14 protein-coding genes and 1 riboswitch are annotated in these 16867 nt (G+C 35.5%); of the genes, 2 read left to right on the forward strand and 12 right to left on the reverse strand.

Annotated elements, in window-relative coordinates; translation table 11 throughout:
• Positions 1 to 122: 122 nt before the first annotated feature.
• The 11 genes from JSQ81_RS05680 to JSQ81_RS05725 all read right to left on the reverse strand — a co-directional run bounded on the left by JSQ81_RS05680 (position 123) and on the right by JSQ81_RS05725 (position 14453).
• Positions 123 to 1883: a hypothetical protein gene (locus JSQ81_RS05680; RefSeq protein WP_212606744.1), complete on the reverse strand. Its 1761-nt coding sequence runs from the start codon at positions 1881 to 1883 to the stop codon at positions 123 to 125.
• A gap of 853 nt (positions 1884 to 2736) precedes the next feature.
• A complete protein-coding gene (locus JSQ81_RS05685) occupies positions 2737 to 2892 on the reverse strand; it encodes a hypothetical protein (RefSeq protein ID WP_249336646.1) in 156 nt (51 codons plus the stop codon).
• A gap of 250 nt (positions 2893 to 3142) precedes the next feature.
• Positions 3143 to 6229, reverse strand: coding sequence for a type I restriction endonuclease subunit R (locus JSQ81_RS05690; RefSeq protein ID WP_212606745.1), 3087 nt, complete (start codon positions 6227 to 6229; stop codon positions 3143 to 3145).
• Positions 6230 to 6242: 13 nt separating this feature from the next.
• Entirely contained in the window at positions 6243 to 7484 is a 1242-nt protein-coding gene (locus JSQ81_RS05695; protein WP_212606746.1) for a restriction endonuclease subunit S, read from the reverse strand.
• On the reverse strand, positions 7481 to 10045 hold the full coding sequence (locus tag JSQ81_RS05700) for a type I restriction-modification system subunit M (RefSeq protein ID WP_212606747.1): 2565 nt from the start codon (positions 10043 to 10045) through the stop codon (positions 7481 to 7483). Before JSQ81_RS05700 ends, JSQ81_RS05695 begins: the two co-directional genes overlap by 4 nt.
• Before the next feature lie 299 nt (positions 10046 to 10344).
• Positions 10345 to 10830, reverse strand: coding sequence for a hypothetical protein (locus JSQ81_RS05705; RefSeq protein ID WP_212606748.1), 486 nt, complete (start codon positions 10828 to 10830; stop codon positions 10345 to 10347).
• A 58-nt stretch (positions 10831 to 10888) separates the two neighbouring features.
• Positions 10889 to 11146, reverse strand: a complete 258-nt coding sequence (locus tag JSQ81_RS05710) for a hypothetical protein (RefSeq protein ID WP_212606749.1) — start codon at positions 11144 to 11146, stop codon at positions 10889 to 10891.
• 93 nt (positions 11147 to 11239) lie between these two features.
• Positions 11240 to 13114: an N-6 DNA methylase gene (locus JSQ81_RS05715; RefSeq protein WP_212606750.1), complete on the reverse strand. Its 1875-nt coding sequence runs from the start codon at positions 13112 to 13114 to the stop codon at positions 11240 to 11242.
• 314 nt (positions 13115 to 13428) lie between these two features.
• Positions 13429 to 13514: riboswitch (cyclic di-GMP riboswitch) on the forward strand.
• Positions 13487 to 13600 carry an SNF2-related protein gene (locus JSQ81_RS20195; RefSeq protein ID WP_371812514.1) on the reverse strand — a complete coding sequence of 38 codons (114 nt, stop codon included), beginning with the start codon at positions 13598 to 13600 and terminating at the stop codon, positions 13487 to 13489. It overlaps the preceding riboswitch by 28 nt.
• 226 nt (positions 13601 to 13826) lie before the next feature.
• Positions 13827 to 14090, reverse strand: coding sequence for a hypothetical protein (locus JSQ81_RS05720; RefSeq protein WP_212606751.1), 264 nt, complete (start codon positions 14088 to 14090; stop codon positions 13827 to 13829).
• A gap of 72 nt (positions 14091 to 14162) precedes the next feature.
• Positions 14163 to 14453: a hypothetical protein gene (locus tag JSQ81_RS05725; RefSeq protein WP_212606752.1), complete on the reverse strand. Its 291-nt coding sequence runs from the start codon at positions 14451 to 14453 to the stop codon at positions 14163 to 14165.
• 153 nt (positions 14454 to 14606) lie between these two features.
• Between JSQ81_RS05725 and JSQ81_RS05730 the strand changes: the two genes are divergently transcribed.
• A complete protein-coding gene (locus tag JSQ81_RS05730) occupies positions 14607 to 15098 on the forward strand; it encodes a hypothetical protein (RefSeq protein WP_212606753.1) in 492 nt (163 codons plus the stop codon).
• A gap of 227 nt (positions 15099 to 15325) precedes the next feature.
• Positions 15326 to 15547: a hypothetical protein gene (locus tag JSQ81_RS05735; RefSeq protein ID WP_212606754.1), complete on the forward strand. Its 222-nt coding sequence runs from the start codon at positions 15326 to 15328 to the stop codon at positions 15545 to 15547.
• A 65-nt stretch (positions 15548 to 15612) separates the two neighbouring features.
• Here the strand turns inward: JSQ81_RS05735 and JSQ81_RS05740 are convergent, their stop codons facing one another.
• On the reverse strand, positions 15613 to 16485 hold the full coding sequence (locus JSQ81_RS05740) for an AraC family transcriptional regulator (RefSeq protein ID WP_212606755.1): 873 nt from the start codon (positions 16483 to 16485) through the stop codon (positions 15613 to 15615).
• Positions 16486 to 16867 lie beyond the last annotated feature (382 nt).

A 16867-nucleotide genomic window follows, 5' to 3' on the forward strand; every position in this document is an offset into this window, starting at 1 on the left:
TAAAAAACCCTTATAATTTTGAAAGGGCATCACCTTGCGTAATAAAATGTGATAACTGAATTAATAACGTCTATCCAATGTATTTGGTTAAACGTTTTTTGTTTCAATGAAGCGACTGCCAATCACTTATAATTCAAAGCATCTACTATAAATTTGTAAATTGGAAATTTCTTAAAATTATCCTTATCCTCATTACTTAACTGATTAAAGTAATAGTCAAACTCAGTAATATTTCCTAGGATGGCTAAATAACCACAAATAACAAACGGATCAGTTGCTTTGTTTTTTCTATCGATAATTTTCTCTATCTCTTCACCATTAAAACTTCTTTGTCGCCTTATAATTTGCATTATGTTTAGGAAATAAGTTTCGTCATTGTCTTCTTCAAATTTTGTAAGGTGTTCATATACTTTTTTTGTAAAGTCCAAGAACTCAAGATTTTGATCCACTTCATCATAATATTTGACAATATCCAATAAGTAGTAATTTACGTACTGTCTCGCAGGATCGGTATCATAATCAATTTCCAGAAATGACTTTTCCAGCTCTCCTAGGTTAAAATTAGCCATTTTAAATAATTGTTTTACTTCTACAATCATATACGAACTAATTTCAAAACCAGGTCCAGACTTGTCCTCGGAAGCGAGTATTCGGAATATCTTATCGGATTCAAACGCGTTCACAACGAGCCATTCATCATTCTTTTTCGTAGTAGCGAGTAGTATAGTGAAACTACCAATTTTCAATTTCAAAAAACTAGATTGTTTTAAGTCTGTGGTAATATCGCTGTAATCTTGATGGAGTATAATATCTTTTAGTGTCTCCATATTTCTGAAGTCTTTTTCTTTTAGGCTGTCAAAGCTTTGATTGAACGTAACGTTTAACTCATCAAAAACTCCATCCAATTCTTCAAGATCTTTAACGAGATCACGCAACTCCTTCATTAAACCCTGGTCGGAGGTTTCTATCGGAATTTGATGCCCCATAACTTCGATGTGTTCTGCGGTTAAAACAGCTATCATAAAATTCGTGTCTTTTATTCTTTCTTTGAGAGGCCCTGTGCGATCAAGGTTTAATTTTAAATTACTTAGATCACTATCTGCTTCGCTTTGAACAAATATCGTAAAATCACCACCAAATAGAATAATTGTTTTATCTTTTTCCATCCGTTTAGTTGCGTTTGGGTAATAGATTTCGCCATTTATACCGATTTGCAAGTTCGTCTCTTGTACAATTTCTAAAACTTGTATTCTTTCCATCGGAATTTCTAAATTATAATGTTCTTCTTTGGAATATAAGTATGTTGGATAATTAAAAAAGGTGGATAAGTTGGGACCCACAGAAGGAATCACAAGCGTTCTATTTTTATTTATGTCGGAAGCGTTTATACTTAAAACATTTTGGGTCTGTTTTCTTGAATTTAATATAAAATTTCTGCAGATAATATCCAACGCGTTATTCTCTGAAGGTAGTGTTCCAAATTCGTGGTTAATACTGGCTTGATCCTTCATTTCTTCAATAATCATTTTAAGATCAATAGGTAGCAAAGCGTCGTAATAAACTTTTTTATGGAAAGCATCGATAAATTCCACAACAAAGAACAAAACACCACCGTCGTGGTAGTAATTTCGAAGATCATTTTTATTTAATCTATGTTTAATTTTGTCCCCACTTAAATATTCTACTTCGTGAGCTTTAACTTGAACAGGCACCCTTCCATATAAACTTGATTTATTATGGTTTTTTTCGTTATATACCTGTATTTCTCCGTCCCAAGAAACAGTTTTATCGTTTGTAGGGATTTCCCCTTTTAATAATGTATTTCTTGTTAACTCCATTGTAACGGCAGTGACCCCGATCACTTCTTTTATTGAATTATTCAATTGGAACCCCCCATTATCCCTAAATAATTAATTACTACTATTTTACCATTATCGGGAACAAATGTCGGCTGAAGTTATGAAATTGAAGTTTTATTGGCGAACAAAAAACTATATTTGATTAAATTGGAATCTGTATACCCCCTTTACCGTGGATGAGATATTTTTTGAAACGGTTCAGACTGAATTCACGAAGCAATTTCTGGCTCCAGACACTTTGTTGTTGAATCGGAAACATTAAACCATTATAAAGAGGCTCATCGCAAAACTAATCTAGAACTTGCAGTCAGTGAGGTTTGGGCGTAGAGTCACGAAGTCAAAGCGATGTTCGGTAAATCGGAAGAAAAGGCGACGCTTTTTGAATCAACTGCGCCGTATACGTCTCAACAAGAGTAGTCGAACCATGGCCAGCACAGGTCCTGGCACTAGAAGCACTTCACCAAATACGTGATGAAGAATATTGAGTATTGCGGACAGATTGTGCAAGTATATGCGGAAAGGAGAGCCATCAATATTTGGCCGTAACACTGCTGGTTCTGTCGTCCGCCACCATTGACTGTAACTATTGTCCGCGTTGTGAAACCATCGCAAATATTGCAAAATAATCCCTAAAATGCACATCTGCTCAAACATAATAACACGGACAAATCGATTCTAAACATTCGCTGGCGGTGCGCCCTTCCAGCAAATGCAATGAATCGGGCTTTACCGTCAATGGCAAGCAGCTTCGCAAATGATGGCTCTTTTCTCCGCAATAGATGACTCAAAACGTCGCATGAGTGGCTCAATTTCTATGCAATAATCAAAGACTCTCTCTTGCTTCTCGGCTAGATCCCACACCCGATTTATCAAACTTTCAAGTACCACTCACAACTTCATTTTCAAGTTTATAAATACCAATCATGCCTGAATGACTCTGGACGGCTACATACACATGTCCTAGTCTTCCCGTACTTTCGGGAATTAACTTTCCGCCGCCCTGTTCAGGAACAGGTACATAATGCTCTTCCATCGTTTTTTTATCAATTTTTTATCAATATAAGAAAAAATCACATCGTAAAGTTTGATCGGATGCATTATTATATGCTAGGTTGGGTAATTCCCCAAATGCACCCAGACTTTTTTACATTTTCACAGTTAGATATTTGCAATATATCCACCTAGTTATTTTACTCTTAGCTTGGGCTTTATTCCTAAAGTAAAATAATATAGATTTAAACATCAATTCACAAATCTTATTTCAATATTGAAATAAACCTAAATCAATCATATTTCATCTTTATTTGTGGTATCACCTTAGGGAGTTCCTTTGTTAATTTCATACTATGCTCTAATTGGTTTTGTCCCAGAGGGTTTGTTGCTGCTGAAAATTCTAACGTTCTTGTTAAATCATGGATAAACGGTACATCGTCTGGTTTTCCCTTTGAATATGCTTCTACAGACTTCTCGAAAATTGTTGAGTTAATGCCCCATTCTTGAGATAGTTCATAAATTGCTTCTTTCTTCTTGCCATTTTTCCATTCTTCAAATGCTTCATCGAATCTAATATTCGTTTGTACATGGCCTGCTTCTAATTCGGTAACCACGAATTCTTTTATTAATTTTGCTTTCTCATGGTCTCCTAAGTTACTAAGCTCTTCAATTTGCTGATAAATGATACGTAATGTTTCCGCATCTACGTGTTGTTTTCCATTTGAGGACGTTGTTTTTTCGCCAATTAGCTCTAGAATATGACTAGCATCAATTACTTGAGTTCCCACTAATCTGGTTTTACCGAGAAGTGGTGTTGGTGTAGTAATATCATCTTCTGGTATTCCCTCTTCAAAAACCAGGTTTTTATACGCTCCTACATAATTTAACCATGTGTTTTCATCAATTCCAAAATCATTTTCGTTCCATTCAAATTGATAATACTGCTCTACTAATTGCATTTGTTTTGCGGCATCTTTACACGCTAAAATAAATGCTTCTTTTTTCTCATCATCATTGTGAATTTCTTGCCAGGTCGTAGGATCTTGTAATGTGGTTTTCATCTCATTTATTTTAACTTCTAATTTCTCAACTGCTGTCTTATAGTCATCAACAATTGCATTACTGCTCGTTCCACCCGTTCCATAGAGTCTTAATGCATTGTCTACTTTTTCCTCCGTAATTCTTGGATACTGGAAGTTAATGATGGAACCAAATTCTTTATCAGCACCATGAACTCGATTTGTTCGTGAATATGCTTGCACTAATCCTTGTAATTCGAGAGAACGGTCTACATAAAGCGTATTTAACAGTTGAGAGTCATAACCTGTTAATAGTTGGTCCGCCACGATAACAAGGTCAATATTTCTAGGATTTCGACCACTTCCCCCACGAGTTGCACGTGAAACGACATCTTCATAATATGCCTTTTCACCTTGTTTTTGGTCTCCCGTTACAAATTCAATCCCAGTGAACTTTGCATAGTTTTTAAACATGTCTTCTACTACTTTTGGATCGGCTGGATCTCGTTCCTCATCGCCACCAAAACTAAACGTCATTGCAACGTTCAATGGTTTCTCAAGAGATGCCATTTGCTTTTTAAACTCTTCAAAATAAGCAATGACCCGTTTTTTTAACCTTACAGTTAAAATAGAGTTAAATTTTCTATGTTGTGATTGTGACTCCCAGTTAGTAAGAATTTCTTCTACAACACGAGGAATATGTGTTTCATCATGGTATTGTAATATCCTTCTTTTACTCGCTTCCTTTTCAACTTGTAATTCTGACCATTCTTGCACAATACGCTCAATATCTCTCTCCGCTTTATCTGGATTTTTCATTTTTTCATCTTCAATAATTGTATCCCTTAAGTTTTCATAACTTTTAAATTCGCCTGTATTCAGATAATCAACGTGAAATCCTAACACGTTCCCATCAGATATCGCTTCATCGATTGTATACTTGTGTAATTCAGGTCCAAACAACTTTTCTGTCGTATCAATTAATTGACTATGTTCATCAATCATTCCTGTAGCTTTGTTCTCTTCAAATAATGGCGTACCTGTATATCCAAAAAATAAACCGTTTTTCTTAAAATAGTTTTTTATCGTTCCCATCATTCCACCCATCGTTGTACGGTGGGCTTCATCAATGATAAATACAATTTTTTTATCAGCCAATCTTGTATCTTGATTTTCTACTAATTCATTTACTAAATTATTGAGTTTATAAGTGGTGGTCACAACAATACCTCGAGTTGAAGATTGCATGATTTTTCTAAGTTGATATGTATGTTGTGTGTCATCGACAGTAACTGGTTCATAAGCTGCATACGCCTTGAAGTTTGCACTCATTCGTTGGTCTAGTTCTGTTCTATCAACTAGGAAAACAACCTTATCAAATCCTCCGCGCGTCGATAAAAACAATGCTGTTTTAAAACTTGTGATTGTTTTTCCGGATCCAGTTGTATGCCATACGTACCCACCATGTGGTATTTTGTCTGCGTTATCCCAACCAAAAGCAGCTGCTTCAACAGCCTGTAACGCATGTACTTGATAAGAACGCATTAACATATGACGTCGGTTCTCTTCTTCTAACGCTTCATCAATAACGAGGTAATCACCGACCATTTGATGTGCCATTGGAATCATTAAAAATTGACTGATGACATCTTCCCAATCATTGACTGGTGTATTGTATTTATCTGCCCAATGAAAAACAAAACTTGGGTTAAAATCATGGATTGTTTTTGGTGTCGCAAAATAACGTGTCGCTACTTCAGAAATCATGACCATCATTTGTGAGAAAGCCATGAAATTATGTGTGTATTCACCGTCTTGATAATAGCGTCTAAATTGTCTGAACGCTTCATCTAACGTCTTATCTGAACGTTTTTGTTCGATGTTAATTAAAGGCAACCCATTGATAAGGAGAATTAAATCAAAACGATTTCCGTTTGGACTTTCAACCTCTCTTGCGATTTTATAACTAGAGTCGCCTCCACTTACTTCTGCCTTTTTGAAAATAGTTAACGTAATTTGTTCTCTCGTTATACCTGCGCTTGGATCTCGATAAATCCCATCTATTTTCCCAGTAGAAGCTTCCATTGCCAGAAGTTTAGATGCTTCAAAACTATTTTCAATTTGGTTAACCTTTGCCATTACTTGTCCAAATTCATTATCAGTTAGAGGGACGCCCTCTAACTGATCCGCATTAATTCGGTTTAACTCTTGTCGCCAATGAATTATTAAATCATTAACAGTCACTTTTTGTTTGTTGCCATCTAGATTAGCAGGCGCATCCCATTTATAATTTTCTAATCTTTTTACAAAGTTATCTTGAAAATTTTGTTCTGAAGCATTTTTTGAAGTTCGCCTCATTCATGCCACCCCTTCACACAAACATTTCGTTCAAATACGCTTGTTTTGTTGCTTTTAGTTTTTCTAATTTTCGTTCATGGTTTGTAATAATATCATCAAGATTTTTGAAGAATTTACCGATTTTCTTTTGCTCTTCACTACCAGGTAATAGAATTGCTATTTCCATAACTTTATTTTTGGAAATATTGTAACGAGATATACCTTGTGCTAATATTTCCATCTGTTTACGCATTATATTAGATCTAAACAAATACGCGATAAATAAATAATTAATACTTATATTAATTCTATAGCCAAAACAAAAACTATTTAAATATACATTAGGTCTGTTATCAAACCAAACAGAAGACATTCCTACTTCATGAGGAGTTTCTGAAGACGTTGTAAATAATACGTCTCCGTACTTTACTTCATTTTGTTTTAAATCAATCTCAACATTTTCAGTTATATTGGTATTTGAAATAGGGTTATTAAAAACATTCAAATATGTGACAAATTCAGCATCACCAATTCCAAAGTCTTTTTTTGTTTTTCCTGACAAACCATTAAATGTCTGACCAATTTCTCCTAGTTTTTTAATTTCCCATTCATCCGTAAAACCAGAAAACCTTCTTTTCGGTACGCGTTCACCTTCAGCAGGGAACATTTCGGCAAGATAAGCCGACTTTAATGCTTTTGTTTTATCAATTTTTCTTTGATGAAGAGCAATCATGTCATCAAGATGTTTAAAGAATTGACCTAATTTTTGTTGTTCGCTATTATATTTAGGAGCCATAAATGTATATTCTGCTATTTGTTTTAAAGAAATGTGCTTTATAGCATTGCCAACTGATAGTTTATTCATTTCAGTCAAGAATTTATTATTACTAGTTATTTGATATATAAATTCAATTTGTTCTGAATTAACTCTACCTACTCGCTGTGCTAAAACCCCTTCATTATTACTATATTTACCAACCTTACCTATGTTAACACCATCCATTGTAACCAGTATATTTTCTCCTGTTAGTAAATAGTTCCTTAGAATACTTTCGTCAGAAATATTAATTCTATCTCCCTTTGATTCTATTTTATACATTTGATCTTGTATATTTTTATTAGTAACTACTAAATATTCTCCGTTTCTTTTGAAATTTGTACTTTTAAATGCCTTTCCTGTTCTTATTTCTGACAAATCTTCTAATTTATATACTTCCCAATTATCAAAATACCCTTTGAATCTTTTTTTTGGTATTAATTTCTTTTGACTCATCATTCACTCACCACCAATTGTTCCATCATTTCGTCAAGCTCTTTCTCTAACTTTTCGCTTTCTTCTTCCAACGTTTCTAACGTGTCTGAATAACGATTTTGTAGTTGTTCAAGCACTGCTAATTCTTCAGTTAATGGATTTTCAAGTAAACGGTTAACTTTTGAAATGACTGACCCAAACCATTTTTCGTACATTAGCTTGTTAATTTCTTCATCAGTTAATGTTTCAATGCGGTCTTCAGCCATTGCTTTTAATTCAGTTTCTAATTTTTTAATATCACGATTTAACTTTGTTCTCTCATTTAATAATGATTCAACAATTTTTAATAACGTATAGTCTGTACTATCTTTCTCTGCTGCTTTTAATTCAGATCTGACGGAACCAACTAAGAAGGCATCTTCTCTTTCATTAAGTGCGTCCCCTAAAGCAACTTCTTCATCGCTTTCCTCTACTTTTGCAGCTTCTACTAGCTCGGTTAGTTCTGCTTCAACTTCTTGTAACCTAGACTCTTTTGTTTCGATTTCGGTTAGTTCAGATTTATATAGCTTAAATTTAATCAAATCATTCGGAACAAGACTTCCTATCCAGCCATCTTGTTCTTCACGTTTATTATTTCCAGATCCTTTTGTAACCATTAATGGTACTCGATTACGAGCTTCCGTATAAAAATCGCTTAAGGCGATTACTTCCGTGTCCTCAGTTAATTTATTTTCCCAAATATCTGCTATAATCTGATAACCATCGTATTCATCAATATGATTGAACGCTAATAAAATATCTTTGATGCCCGCAAGCATACTTTCTCTTATGTCTCGAATGTTATTCACGTCATCAACAGATTTAAGTAAATCCCAATATTTATTTTGGAAAGCTAGTAATTCTTCTTCTACTGCTTTTGATTTATCTAAAACATATGCATCATTTAACACTTCATTCGTTATTTCATTAATTGATTTCTTTAAGGTAACATAATCTTCTCTAATTTCTTCGATGGAATCTTCAATTATATGTGGCACTGTCTCTTGTAACACATGAAGATTCTTAATGTTTCTATAAGGAATGCCGCCATATAAATGTGCGTCTACATCTTCTGGAATATCTTCATCAATCGACTCAATATAACGAGTGATATTTAAGTTATATTCATTTTCAATGATTTCTTCCCTTGTGGCTAAATGACTGTATCCTTTTTCTTCGTTACGCATTTCGTATGTGTCGACAAGCTTTGCAATGTCTTTTTCTCGTAAGACGTTTTGTTTACCTTCTTTAGTAAATGTGTGTGAAGCGTCTATCATTAAAACTGGATCATTTAGTTTACGATTTTTCTTTAAAATCACTACCGTTACAGGGATACCTGTATTAGAAAACAATTTATCAGGTAAACCAATAACCGTATCGATATAGTTCTTGTCTAAAAGTCTTTGACGAATTTGACCTTCTGCGCCACCTCTGAATAGCACGCCGTGTGGTAAAACAATGGCCATTGTTCCTTGTTGGCCTAAGTGATATAAGCCATGTAATAAAAAGGAATAATCCCCTTTTGAATTGGGCGGTAAAACACCCGCAATTTCGAATCTGGGATCACTTACTTTTAAGTCAGATTGATTCCAATTTTTCACAGAATAGGGCGGGTTCATAACAACTGCATCAAACTGAACACCTTCACTCGAGCGTTCTGGATCTTCTGGCCAGTCTTCTGCTAAAGTGTCGCCATTTCGTATCGTCATTCGCTCTGGTCTAACACCGTGCAGCAATAAGTTCATTCGCGTTAAATTATATGTTGCAGTATTTTTTTCTTGCCCAAAGTAATTTAATGTCTTTTGTGCGTCTCCCTTCAGGTGATTTCTAACAGTTAATAATAAGGAACCTGAACCTACTGTCGGGTCATAGATTGAGTTAATATTAGAAGATTTAGCTACAATTTGAGCCATTACTTCACTTACTTGTCTAGGCGTATAGAACTCTCCCGCTTTCTTACCAGACTCCATTGCAAATTGACCAATTAAGTACTCGTATGCATCTCCTAATACATCGCCTTTTTGTAACGCAACCATGTTTAAGTCTGCAAAAAGTAAAATCAAATTTCTTATGTTTCTGCTTCGTTCATTTAAGTTATTCCCAAGTGCTGTATTCGTTAAGTCGAGTGTTGAACTTGAGAAAAGGCCTTTAAAATCATCGGAATCACCAGTAACTGCAATTGTGCGTTCAAAATTATTTAAGCTATCTATTACTTTTTGAACTTCAAACTCTCCACTATTTATATCGCTTAACCATGTTTGGTAAAGATATTCAGGTAATACGTAATACCCTAATACATTTCGAATCATACTAGATAATTGATCGCCGTATTGTTCATGCGCTTCATAGTAAGCTACTACTAATTTAGTTTCATTTGTTTCATTGACCCCACTTGTTACTTTAAATGTCTCTAGTGTTTGATCACTCAAAAATTTATAGAACATTAATCCAAGCATATAATCTTTATATCGACTTGCATCCATAGAACCTCTTAATTCATTGGCGCCATCCCAAAGTCTTCTTTTAATTTCTTCTGATGTAATCATAACTTTTCTCCTTTTAAAAACAGTTTTTCTTACAATGATGAACCTCTATTATACTTGTTTATTTTCTTTCTAGCCATGAAAGCAGGATAATCGTATTAACGCCACGCATAGATATAAAGGATGAAAACACACCCGGTGTCTGTCACTGACACTTTTCGCTTTCTTCCGCGAATTGAGGCAGTGATAGGTATCGGAAAAAAATTTAGGTTCTAAAACAATTCGAAATCGTATTGATCCTGGCACCAAAATTCAGAACCCATCTTGGCTTGCCCTTAGACATCAATAGTTTCCGATTTCATTTATCGTGATTTGATGATATCCATCCTCGGAATAAATGCCTGATTCCTAGCAACCCCTCTCCCATAAACCCGTAATTGACAATACTTTTCTTTCAAGATACTAATATATGGATTTTCACTATTCCACCCATCCCCGATACATATCAGAAAGTCTTCTTTACCAAGAATCACTAGCTCTCCACCTTTAGTATTCCCATTCCCAGAAATTAGAGCGACCTTTGAGTTTTTGAATTCTTTCATATGGCCTTTTATTTTTTCTATCTCATCATCCGTAAATGAATAAGACCAAGTAGAAGATTTCTTTCCCTTTTTTGATGTTGGTTTTGAAGCATATTTCGAGTAGATTATAAATTCATCTTTACCTAGCGTCACTTTATAACTTCTTCTTGTTTCATGTGTTTCCCATAAGATTAAATTATATCCGTTATTTACAAGTACCGCAGTTAGTGCGCCGTGATGGTAATCTGTCTCTTTAATTTTAACCAATTAAAACTCCCCCTTTTTACAATTAGTTTCCTGCCAAACTAAAATTGCAACTATTTCCCTAAGCAGCTAACTGAAACAAGTTTTGCAAGTAGAAGTTATCTTTCTCTCCTTCAATTCCCTGCAAAAATTCCTCTTCTGTAACTTCATAAATAGACTGAATACAATTATTCTTCGTTCCTGGCATTAAATGAATTTCTTTAATCACCTCATAGATAAGGGTATCTTTGGGAAACATTAAATGCCTTGCCACACTCACTTCATTTCTACGCCCTACATGCCCATATCGAATCACTGCCTTCCAATACATCATTTCCATTTTGAATCTCCCCCTGGTTTTTGTTTGCTATATAAACAATCATGAACCATTTAGGGAACATGATTGTTTATATAGCATCTTTTTTAATTGCTACTATAAACTAAATACATCCTTAATCCCCATTTGCGTATAGGTTTGGATTTTCATCTCCATCAGTTCCGCTTTTAGCCGTTCAATTTCTTTCTCCACTTGCACTTCTTTCGCGATATATTGTTCCATCATTTGTTGTTGTTCTTCGATTGGCGGGAGCGGAATTTCTAATGTTTCTATATCTTTTCTACTCAATGTAGGGATTGCGGTACCCGACATTTTGTTGGTCAATAAATATTGGCCAAGCGGGCTTTCTAAATAGACTTTTAGAAAATCAGGATTCAGCCTGTTGTTGCACCGTATTCCCATAAAGTTTTGAGAAAGCAACAAATCCTCATCATCTGCTGGTACAACCGCCGCCTTTAACGAGTTTCCCCTGATTGATAAGATGACATCGTCTTCTTGTAATTCATAAAAGTTTATTTTCGCGTTGTTTTCGATATGGTAACGTGATATGTTCTCCATCATTAACTTGCCATTTTGCACATCAGACAATCTTACAATTCTAAATTTACCGTCAGATCTTTCTTTATTTTTCGATCCGACATTGAATCCCCTAAACAGGGTAGCAACGTCCTTTAAGGAAATCGTAGTCACATCTTCGAAAGCGTCCATATTAAAACTCACCGGGCCGAATCCTTCCACTTCTACTTCATTCGGAAGTACGTATCTGTTTGTGTTGAGGTTGCCATCAACTAACTCGGAATGATGAACAAATGTACTAAACTCACTGATTTCTTTCCCATATTGAAAAGTATCCGTTATCTTCTGGATTGCTTCTTCAGAAAGAACTCTTTTCTTACGGCCTTTCTCAGTAAACAGATCGCTTGCTTGAATAAATAAAATCTTATTTTTTCTTGATTCATTTTTATTTTTATTAAATACAAGCAAATTTACCGGGATACTTGTTCCGTCGTAAAGTCCAGATGGTAAAGAGATAACAGCTTCAATCATGTCCGATAAAATAATGTTCTTTCTAATTCTTCCCTCGGCTGCTCCTCTAAACAAAGCACCTTCTGTTGTCACGACAATTGCCCTTCCATCCTCATTTAAAGAGGCAAGCGCATGAGAGATAAATGCAAAGTCACCGTTAGAACGTGAAGGCATACCATAGAAGAAGCGATTATATTGATCATTGGCTAAGCTATCATAGTTATTGATCGTCATTGAAAATGGAGCGTCCATATAAACAAAATCAAATTTTTTCAATGCATTCTCTTCTACAAATTCTGGCTGGTTTAATACATCCCCTTTTAGAATTTGATTTTCCTCATCCCCAGATATAAATAGTCTAATTTTCGAAATCGCCCATGCTCTTACATCAATTTCTTGTCCGTATAATTTCAAAGAACTATTTTGTTTCCAGGCATTACGTTGCGCTTCCAATAAACCGCCACCATACCCTGCCACTCCATCATAAATGGAACCTTTCGTTGGATTTAGAATGGCTATTGCTAATTTATTTATGGATTCAGGAGTGACGGATTCCCCTCCATTTCTACCGCTTTCTGCTGCAATCCTTTTTAATGCTTCGTCCAACCATTCAACTACTTCCATGTTTCCGTTCATGTTAATGGAACTTAACTCGTAAAAAAACCTCGTGATTTGGGTAGATTCTAGTTGTTTCAGTACGCTCATTTCGTCAAAAACGCCTTTAAAATAAGGAATTTCATTTTCGATATTGTGAAGGGTTTGTTGCAATTTCTCTCGTGCATTTGCTTCTGCTCTCAACATCTTTTGTATATCTACAATTTTTTCATACCTGGAATCTTTACTTAGATATACAAGCAAACCTCCTACCGAAAATAATTCAGCGTAATCTGAGATAGGAAGTTCCCCTCTTAAAGTATCCGCCATTTTCCATATTTGATTATTCATTTTAATGTTATTCATCTCCCTTTCGTTAGTTAGTATGCGATTACTAAATACGAATGTTTATAGTAATTCCCTTTACTTGATATTAATATACGTCATTAAAAACTTATTGTCAACTAAATAACTGAATAAATTAAAGTTAGTAATGTAGTACTAATAATAAATTACGTAAAAACTGATTATTATTGTATTGGATTTCGAGATCACCTTCTTATGGAGGACATTTAAAATACAACCTTAATCGGACATATATAACGTTAATGAATCAAAACTGGATTATGTATCGTTAGGGTATTGCACTCATAAAATATAGTAGACTCTCATATGGGCAAACTTATCGAAAGTTAAGTACGCAAAGTCAAGGGCCTAATACATTTATTTGTAACGGCAGCCGTTTACCGAGTGATGAATTTGATTGATCAGCGCCAAGGCTTGAATCATTTTCCCCAACCCCATTTCATCGCCGAGTAAAGTGCGTTTATAATGCAAGGCATATTACGCTCCGAACGTTTGGTAATGCCGCAAATCTACTTTCAGCCCCGTTGTATCTAAAGGAAACGCTTGGATTTCCTCGATAATTTCATTCGACAAATCTTCTGCTATTGCAGTAGCGTCATAACCAATTACATATTCAATTTCAGTATAATAGGCAGCATTTTTTTCGATGAAATGCTTCTTTAGTTGTTCTGAGTTGACTGTAAATTGATGAATCTGCTCAAACTGTTTTTTCGCTTGCTTGATGCGCTCCTTGATTTAATGCCTTAAACGCCAATTCCACTTGCTCTTTCTCGGCTTTTGATTGGAAAAGGCTTCCTAAAAAACCTCTTTTCCGCTTCGCTATTTCAATTTCAGTTCCAACCTGTTGACTTAACGTCCCAATCGCTTCTCTCAAAGCTTGTACTGCATCAGTGAGCTTCCATTTTCGATAAATGCTGTCCAATAGTGCTACATCATCTGTTGATAAATGATCGGGGTTCATTTTGGGTGTCGCTTCTTCATAGACAGAGGTGATGATTTTTGATGCCGCTTCAAAAATTGCCCGTGCGCTTATCTAGCCAATACCATCTATCCTCCTCAAATCTTCTATACTTTCATTTCTAATATCATAAATCGTCTTGAATCCGTGATGGACTAAACTATTAATCGGCATGCCTTTTTCCAATGTCGAAATCGTGTCGACCGGCCTTGTTTTTAAGCGTTCTTTTGCGGCAATAAACTTTAACGGTTCCCAACTTTCTTTGATTTTTTCATTGAAACGATTTTCAGTAAAATTTTCAAGTCCTTTTTGGATTCCTTTCAATTCACCTTCAAATCGCAAGACATCTTTTTTTGTTTGAATCATATGGCACCTTCCCTTCAAACGTTTGATTTTTATCGGTATTCCCATATTCTTGAGTCTATTGTAGCATAACGTCAAATTTTCAAAGCATTCACTCATCATCTTGCATAACCTATAGAAGTATAGGTTTCATTTACAAAGGAGGCAATAAATAACATGGTGAATTTTCTATCTTTCAGCGGCACGGTAACCGCGATCAATGATTTTCCAACCAGCCCAAATGATCTGGACGGCGGTTGTTATCAATTATTTTCGGTTGAAAATGGGCGTGGGGATTTGGTGAATTTCGTAGTCGCGCCTGACACTTATTTTGTCGATCATCGAATTGTAAGAGTTGGCGACCGGGTGACGGGGTTTTACGACGGAGACGCGCCTGTTCCGCTCATCTTCCCGCCGCAATATGCAGCGATCGTGATAGCGAAAGACGCACCTGGACAAAATGTGACAGTGGACTTTTTTGACCGTCAGTTGGTTAGTAGCGATGGAAGTTTAAGATTGAATATTTCTCCAGATACCCGGATTTTATTGGAAAATGGGCAGCTATTTAATCGTAACCCTGCCAATCGTTACTTGATCGTTGTTTACGGGGCTACTACTCGAAGTATTCCAGCGCAGACGACGCCTTCACAAATTATTGTCTTGTGTTAGGTTTATTCCGTGAAAATTGCGCGGACCGATTTTTAGAGGGGACTGATAGTAACATTTCAGTCCTTTTTTTATGCCTTTTTATGAAATAGAAGCATATAAATTCAAAGGTCCTACTAGTAGCTTAACGACTATATTGAGTTAATTGACAGAAAGGAATTCTAAAAGCGTGATATTATGTATTTATTGTAGATACTTTTTAATAAAACTAGAGAGTAGTTGTAAATAATATGAAAAAAGGATTTCTGATTATATTTAGCGTAATATGGATACTAGTGTCGGCTTATCTTATAATTAGCGGCTATTTGAAAGAAGTACCAATTGCCACACATGTGATCATGTTGATAGGTTATTTGTTGGTTTTATATTTAGCTTGTGGAAAAGATGAGGTTTTTGATTTTGTAAAAAAAGACTCTGAATCTACTAAGGTCAAGGAGAAGAAAAGCAAATAACGATTGGTTTAGGCTACTATAAGAAAAGGCTGCCAGGTAAAGGCAACCTTTTCTAAAATCCAAATTTATTTTCTCGCCACCGGAATCCAAATTTCACTTTTTACTGATGGTGAAGTTAAATCTTTACTTTTAATCGACAAGATTTCAGGCCCTTCTACTACCTGATAGCTAGAAGATGGAAACCACTCAGCATATATCCTCCCCCACGTTTCCTGTAGTGTACTAGGAAATGGCCCAATTGAATCGAATACAGCCCATGTTGAAGCAGGTACTACAAGTTTTGAGAAGTTTTCAGGGCATTCTTGTGTTGTTGCCACGCCTATATATTGATCTAGTTCTCCTTTTTCTTCCATGCGTCCTTCAGAAAAGTTTGTAGATGCTTGAATCATTCCTTTAGGTTCGACATTAGAAAGCTCTTTTAATTGATCTATTTTTTCCATCGTCAAAGATTGCCACATCGCTGTGATTTCCGGGTTTTCCCCCTCAAAAATAACGGGGACTATTTTCATCAACCCAACGATGTTAAATGCCTCTTTTTCTTCAATTCGATAATTCATTTCATTTCCTCCTCTAATTGATAACCTGAAGGTCATGAGTGGATAGGCTTTTAATGGCTGTCCAATGTTTCTTGCCTCGGATGGTGTTACTCCGTGTAAATTTTGAAAAGCTCTGGTAAAAGAGTCCGGTGAATTGTATCCATATTTCATCGCAATATCAATTACTTTAACGTCACTATTATAAAGCTCAAATGCTGCCAAACTAAGTCGTCTGCGGCGAATGTATTCGGATAACGGAATTCCTGCAAGGAAAGAAAACATTCTTTTAAAATGATATTCGGAACATTGCGCTAACCTTGCCACCATTTTGAAGTCTATTTTATTCGTAAGGTTCTCCTCGATATACTTCATTGAATCATTCATATTTTTCAGCGAATCCATTATATGACCTCCTTCATCAATAGAATAGCAAGCATCGAAGATAGACGTCCGACAATTTGTGCACCGTTTTGTAGGATTGATTCTTTATTTTCACTATAATGCCCCGCTCATGGAGGTAGTTAACTCCGTTACTCAATTAAAACGGTTGCGTAACACCAAAATAACATGCCTCGTAAGTTTAATAAAATTCAATAAAGAAAAAGAGCCGCAAATGCAGCCCAAGTGATCTTAAAGTAAAGCACCTTTAGTGAAAGAAGAAAAAAGTGACGCATATTAAACAAGCGCGCCCGTTAATGTAACAAACTATCCCTCTTCTTAACGCCAATAGCCGTCATTGCAACTCCTATCCAAAGGACAATAAAACCCGGGATAAAAAAACCCT

Source organism: Sporosarcina sp. Marseille-Q4063, assembly GCF_018309085.1.
In the GTDB taxonomy this organism is placed as follows: Bacteria; Bacillota; Bacilli; order Bacillales_A; family Planococcaceae; genus Sporosarcina.

Excerpts from the sequence above, each read along its gene's own strand:
- JSQ81_RS05710 (WP_212606749.1), bottom strand. The coding sequence starts at position 11,146 with ATGGAAATGATGTATTGGAAGGCAGTGATTCGATATGGGCATGTAGGG.
- JSQ81_RS05740 (WP_212606755.1), bottom strand. The coding sequence starts at position 16,485 with ATGGATTCGCTGAAAAATATGAATGATTCAATGAAGTATATCGAGGAG.
- JSQ81_RS05695 (WP_212606746.1), bottom strand. The coding sequence starts at position 7,484 with ATGATGAGTCAAAAGAAATTAATACCAAAAAAAAGATTCAAAGGGTAT.
- JSQ81_RS05730 (WP_212606753.1), top strand. The coding sequence starts at position 14,607 with ATGGTGAATTTTCTATCTTTCAGCGGCACGGTAACCGCGATCAATGAT.
- JSQ81_RS05725 (WP_212606752.1), bottom strand. The coding sequence starts at position 14,453 with ATGATTCAAACAAAAAAAGATGTCTTGCGATTTGAAGGTGAATTGAAA.
- JSQ81_RS05715 (WP_212606750.1), bottom strand. The coding sequence starts at position 13,114 with ATGAATAATCAAATATGGAAAATGGCGGATACTTTAAGAGGGGAACTT.
- JSQ81_RS05685 (WP_249336646.1), bottom strand. The coding sequence starts at position 2,892 with ATGGAAGAGCATTATGTACCTGTTCCTGAACAGGGCGGCGGAAAGTTA.
- JSQ81_RS05700 (WP_212606747.1), bottom strand. The coding sequence starts at position 10,045 with ATGATTACATCAGAAGAAATTAAAAGAAGACTTTGGGATGGCGCCAAT.
- JSQ81_RS05735 (WP_212606754.1), top strand. The coding sequence starts at position 15,326 with ATGAAAAAAGGATTTCTGATTATATTTAGCGTAATATGGATACTAGTG.
- JSQ81_RS05720 (WP_212606751.1), bottom strand. The coding sequence starts at position 14,090 with ATGAACCCCGATCATTTATCAACAGATGATGTAGCACTATTGGACAGC.
- JSQ81_RS05690 (WP_212606745.1), bottom strand. The coding sequence starts at position 6,229 with ATGAGGCGAACTTCAAAAAATGCTTCAGAACAAAATTTTCAAGATAAC.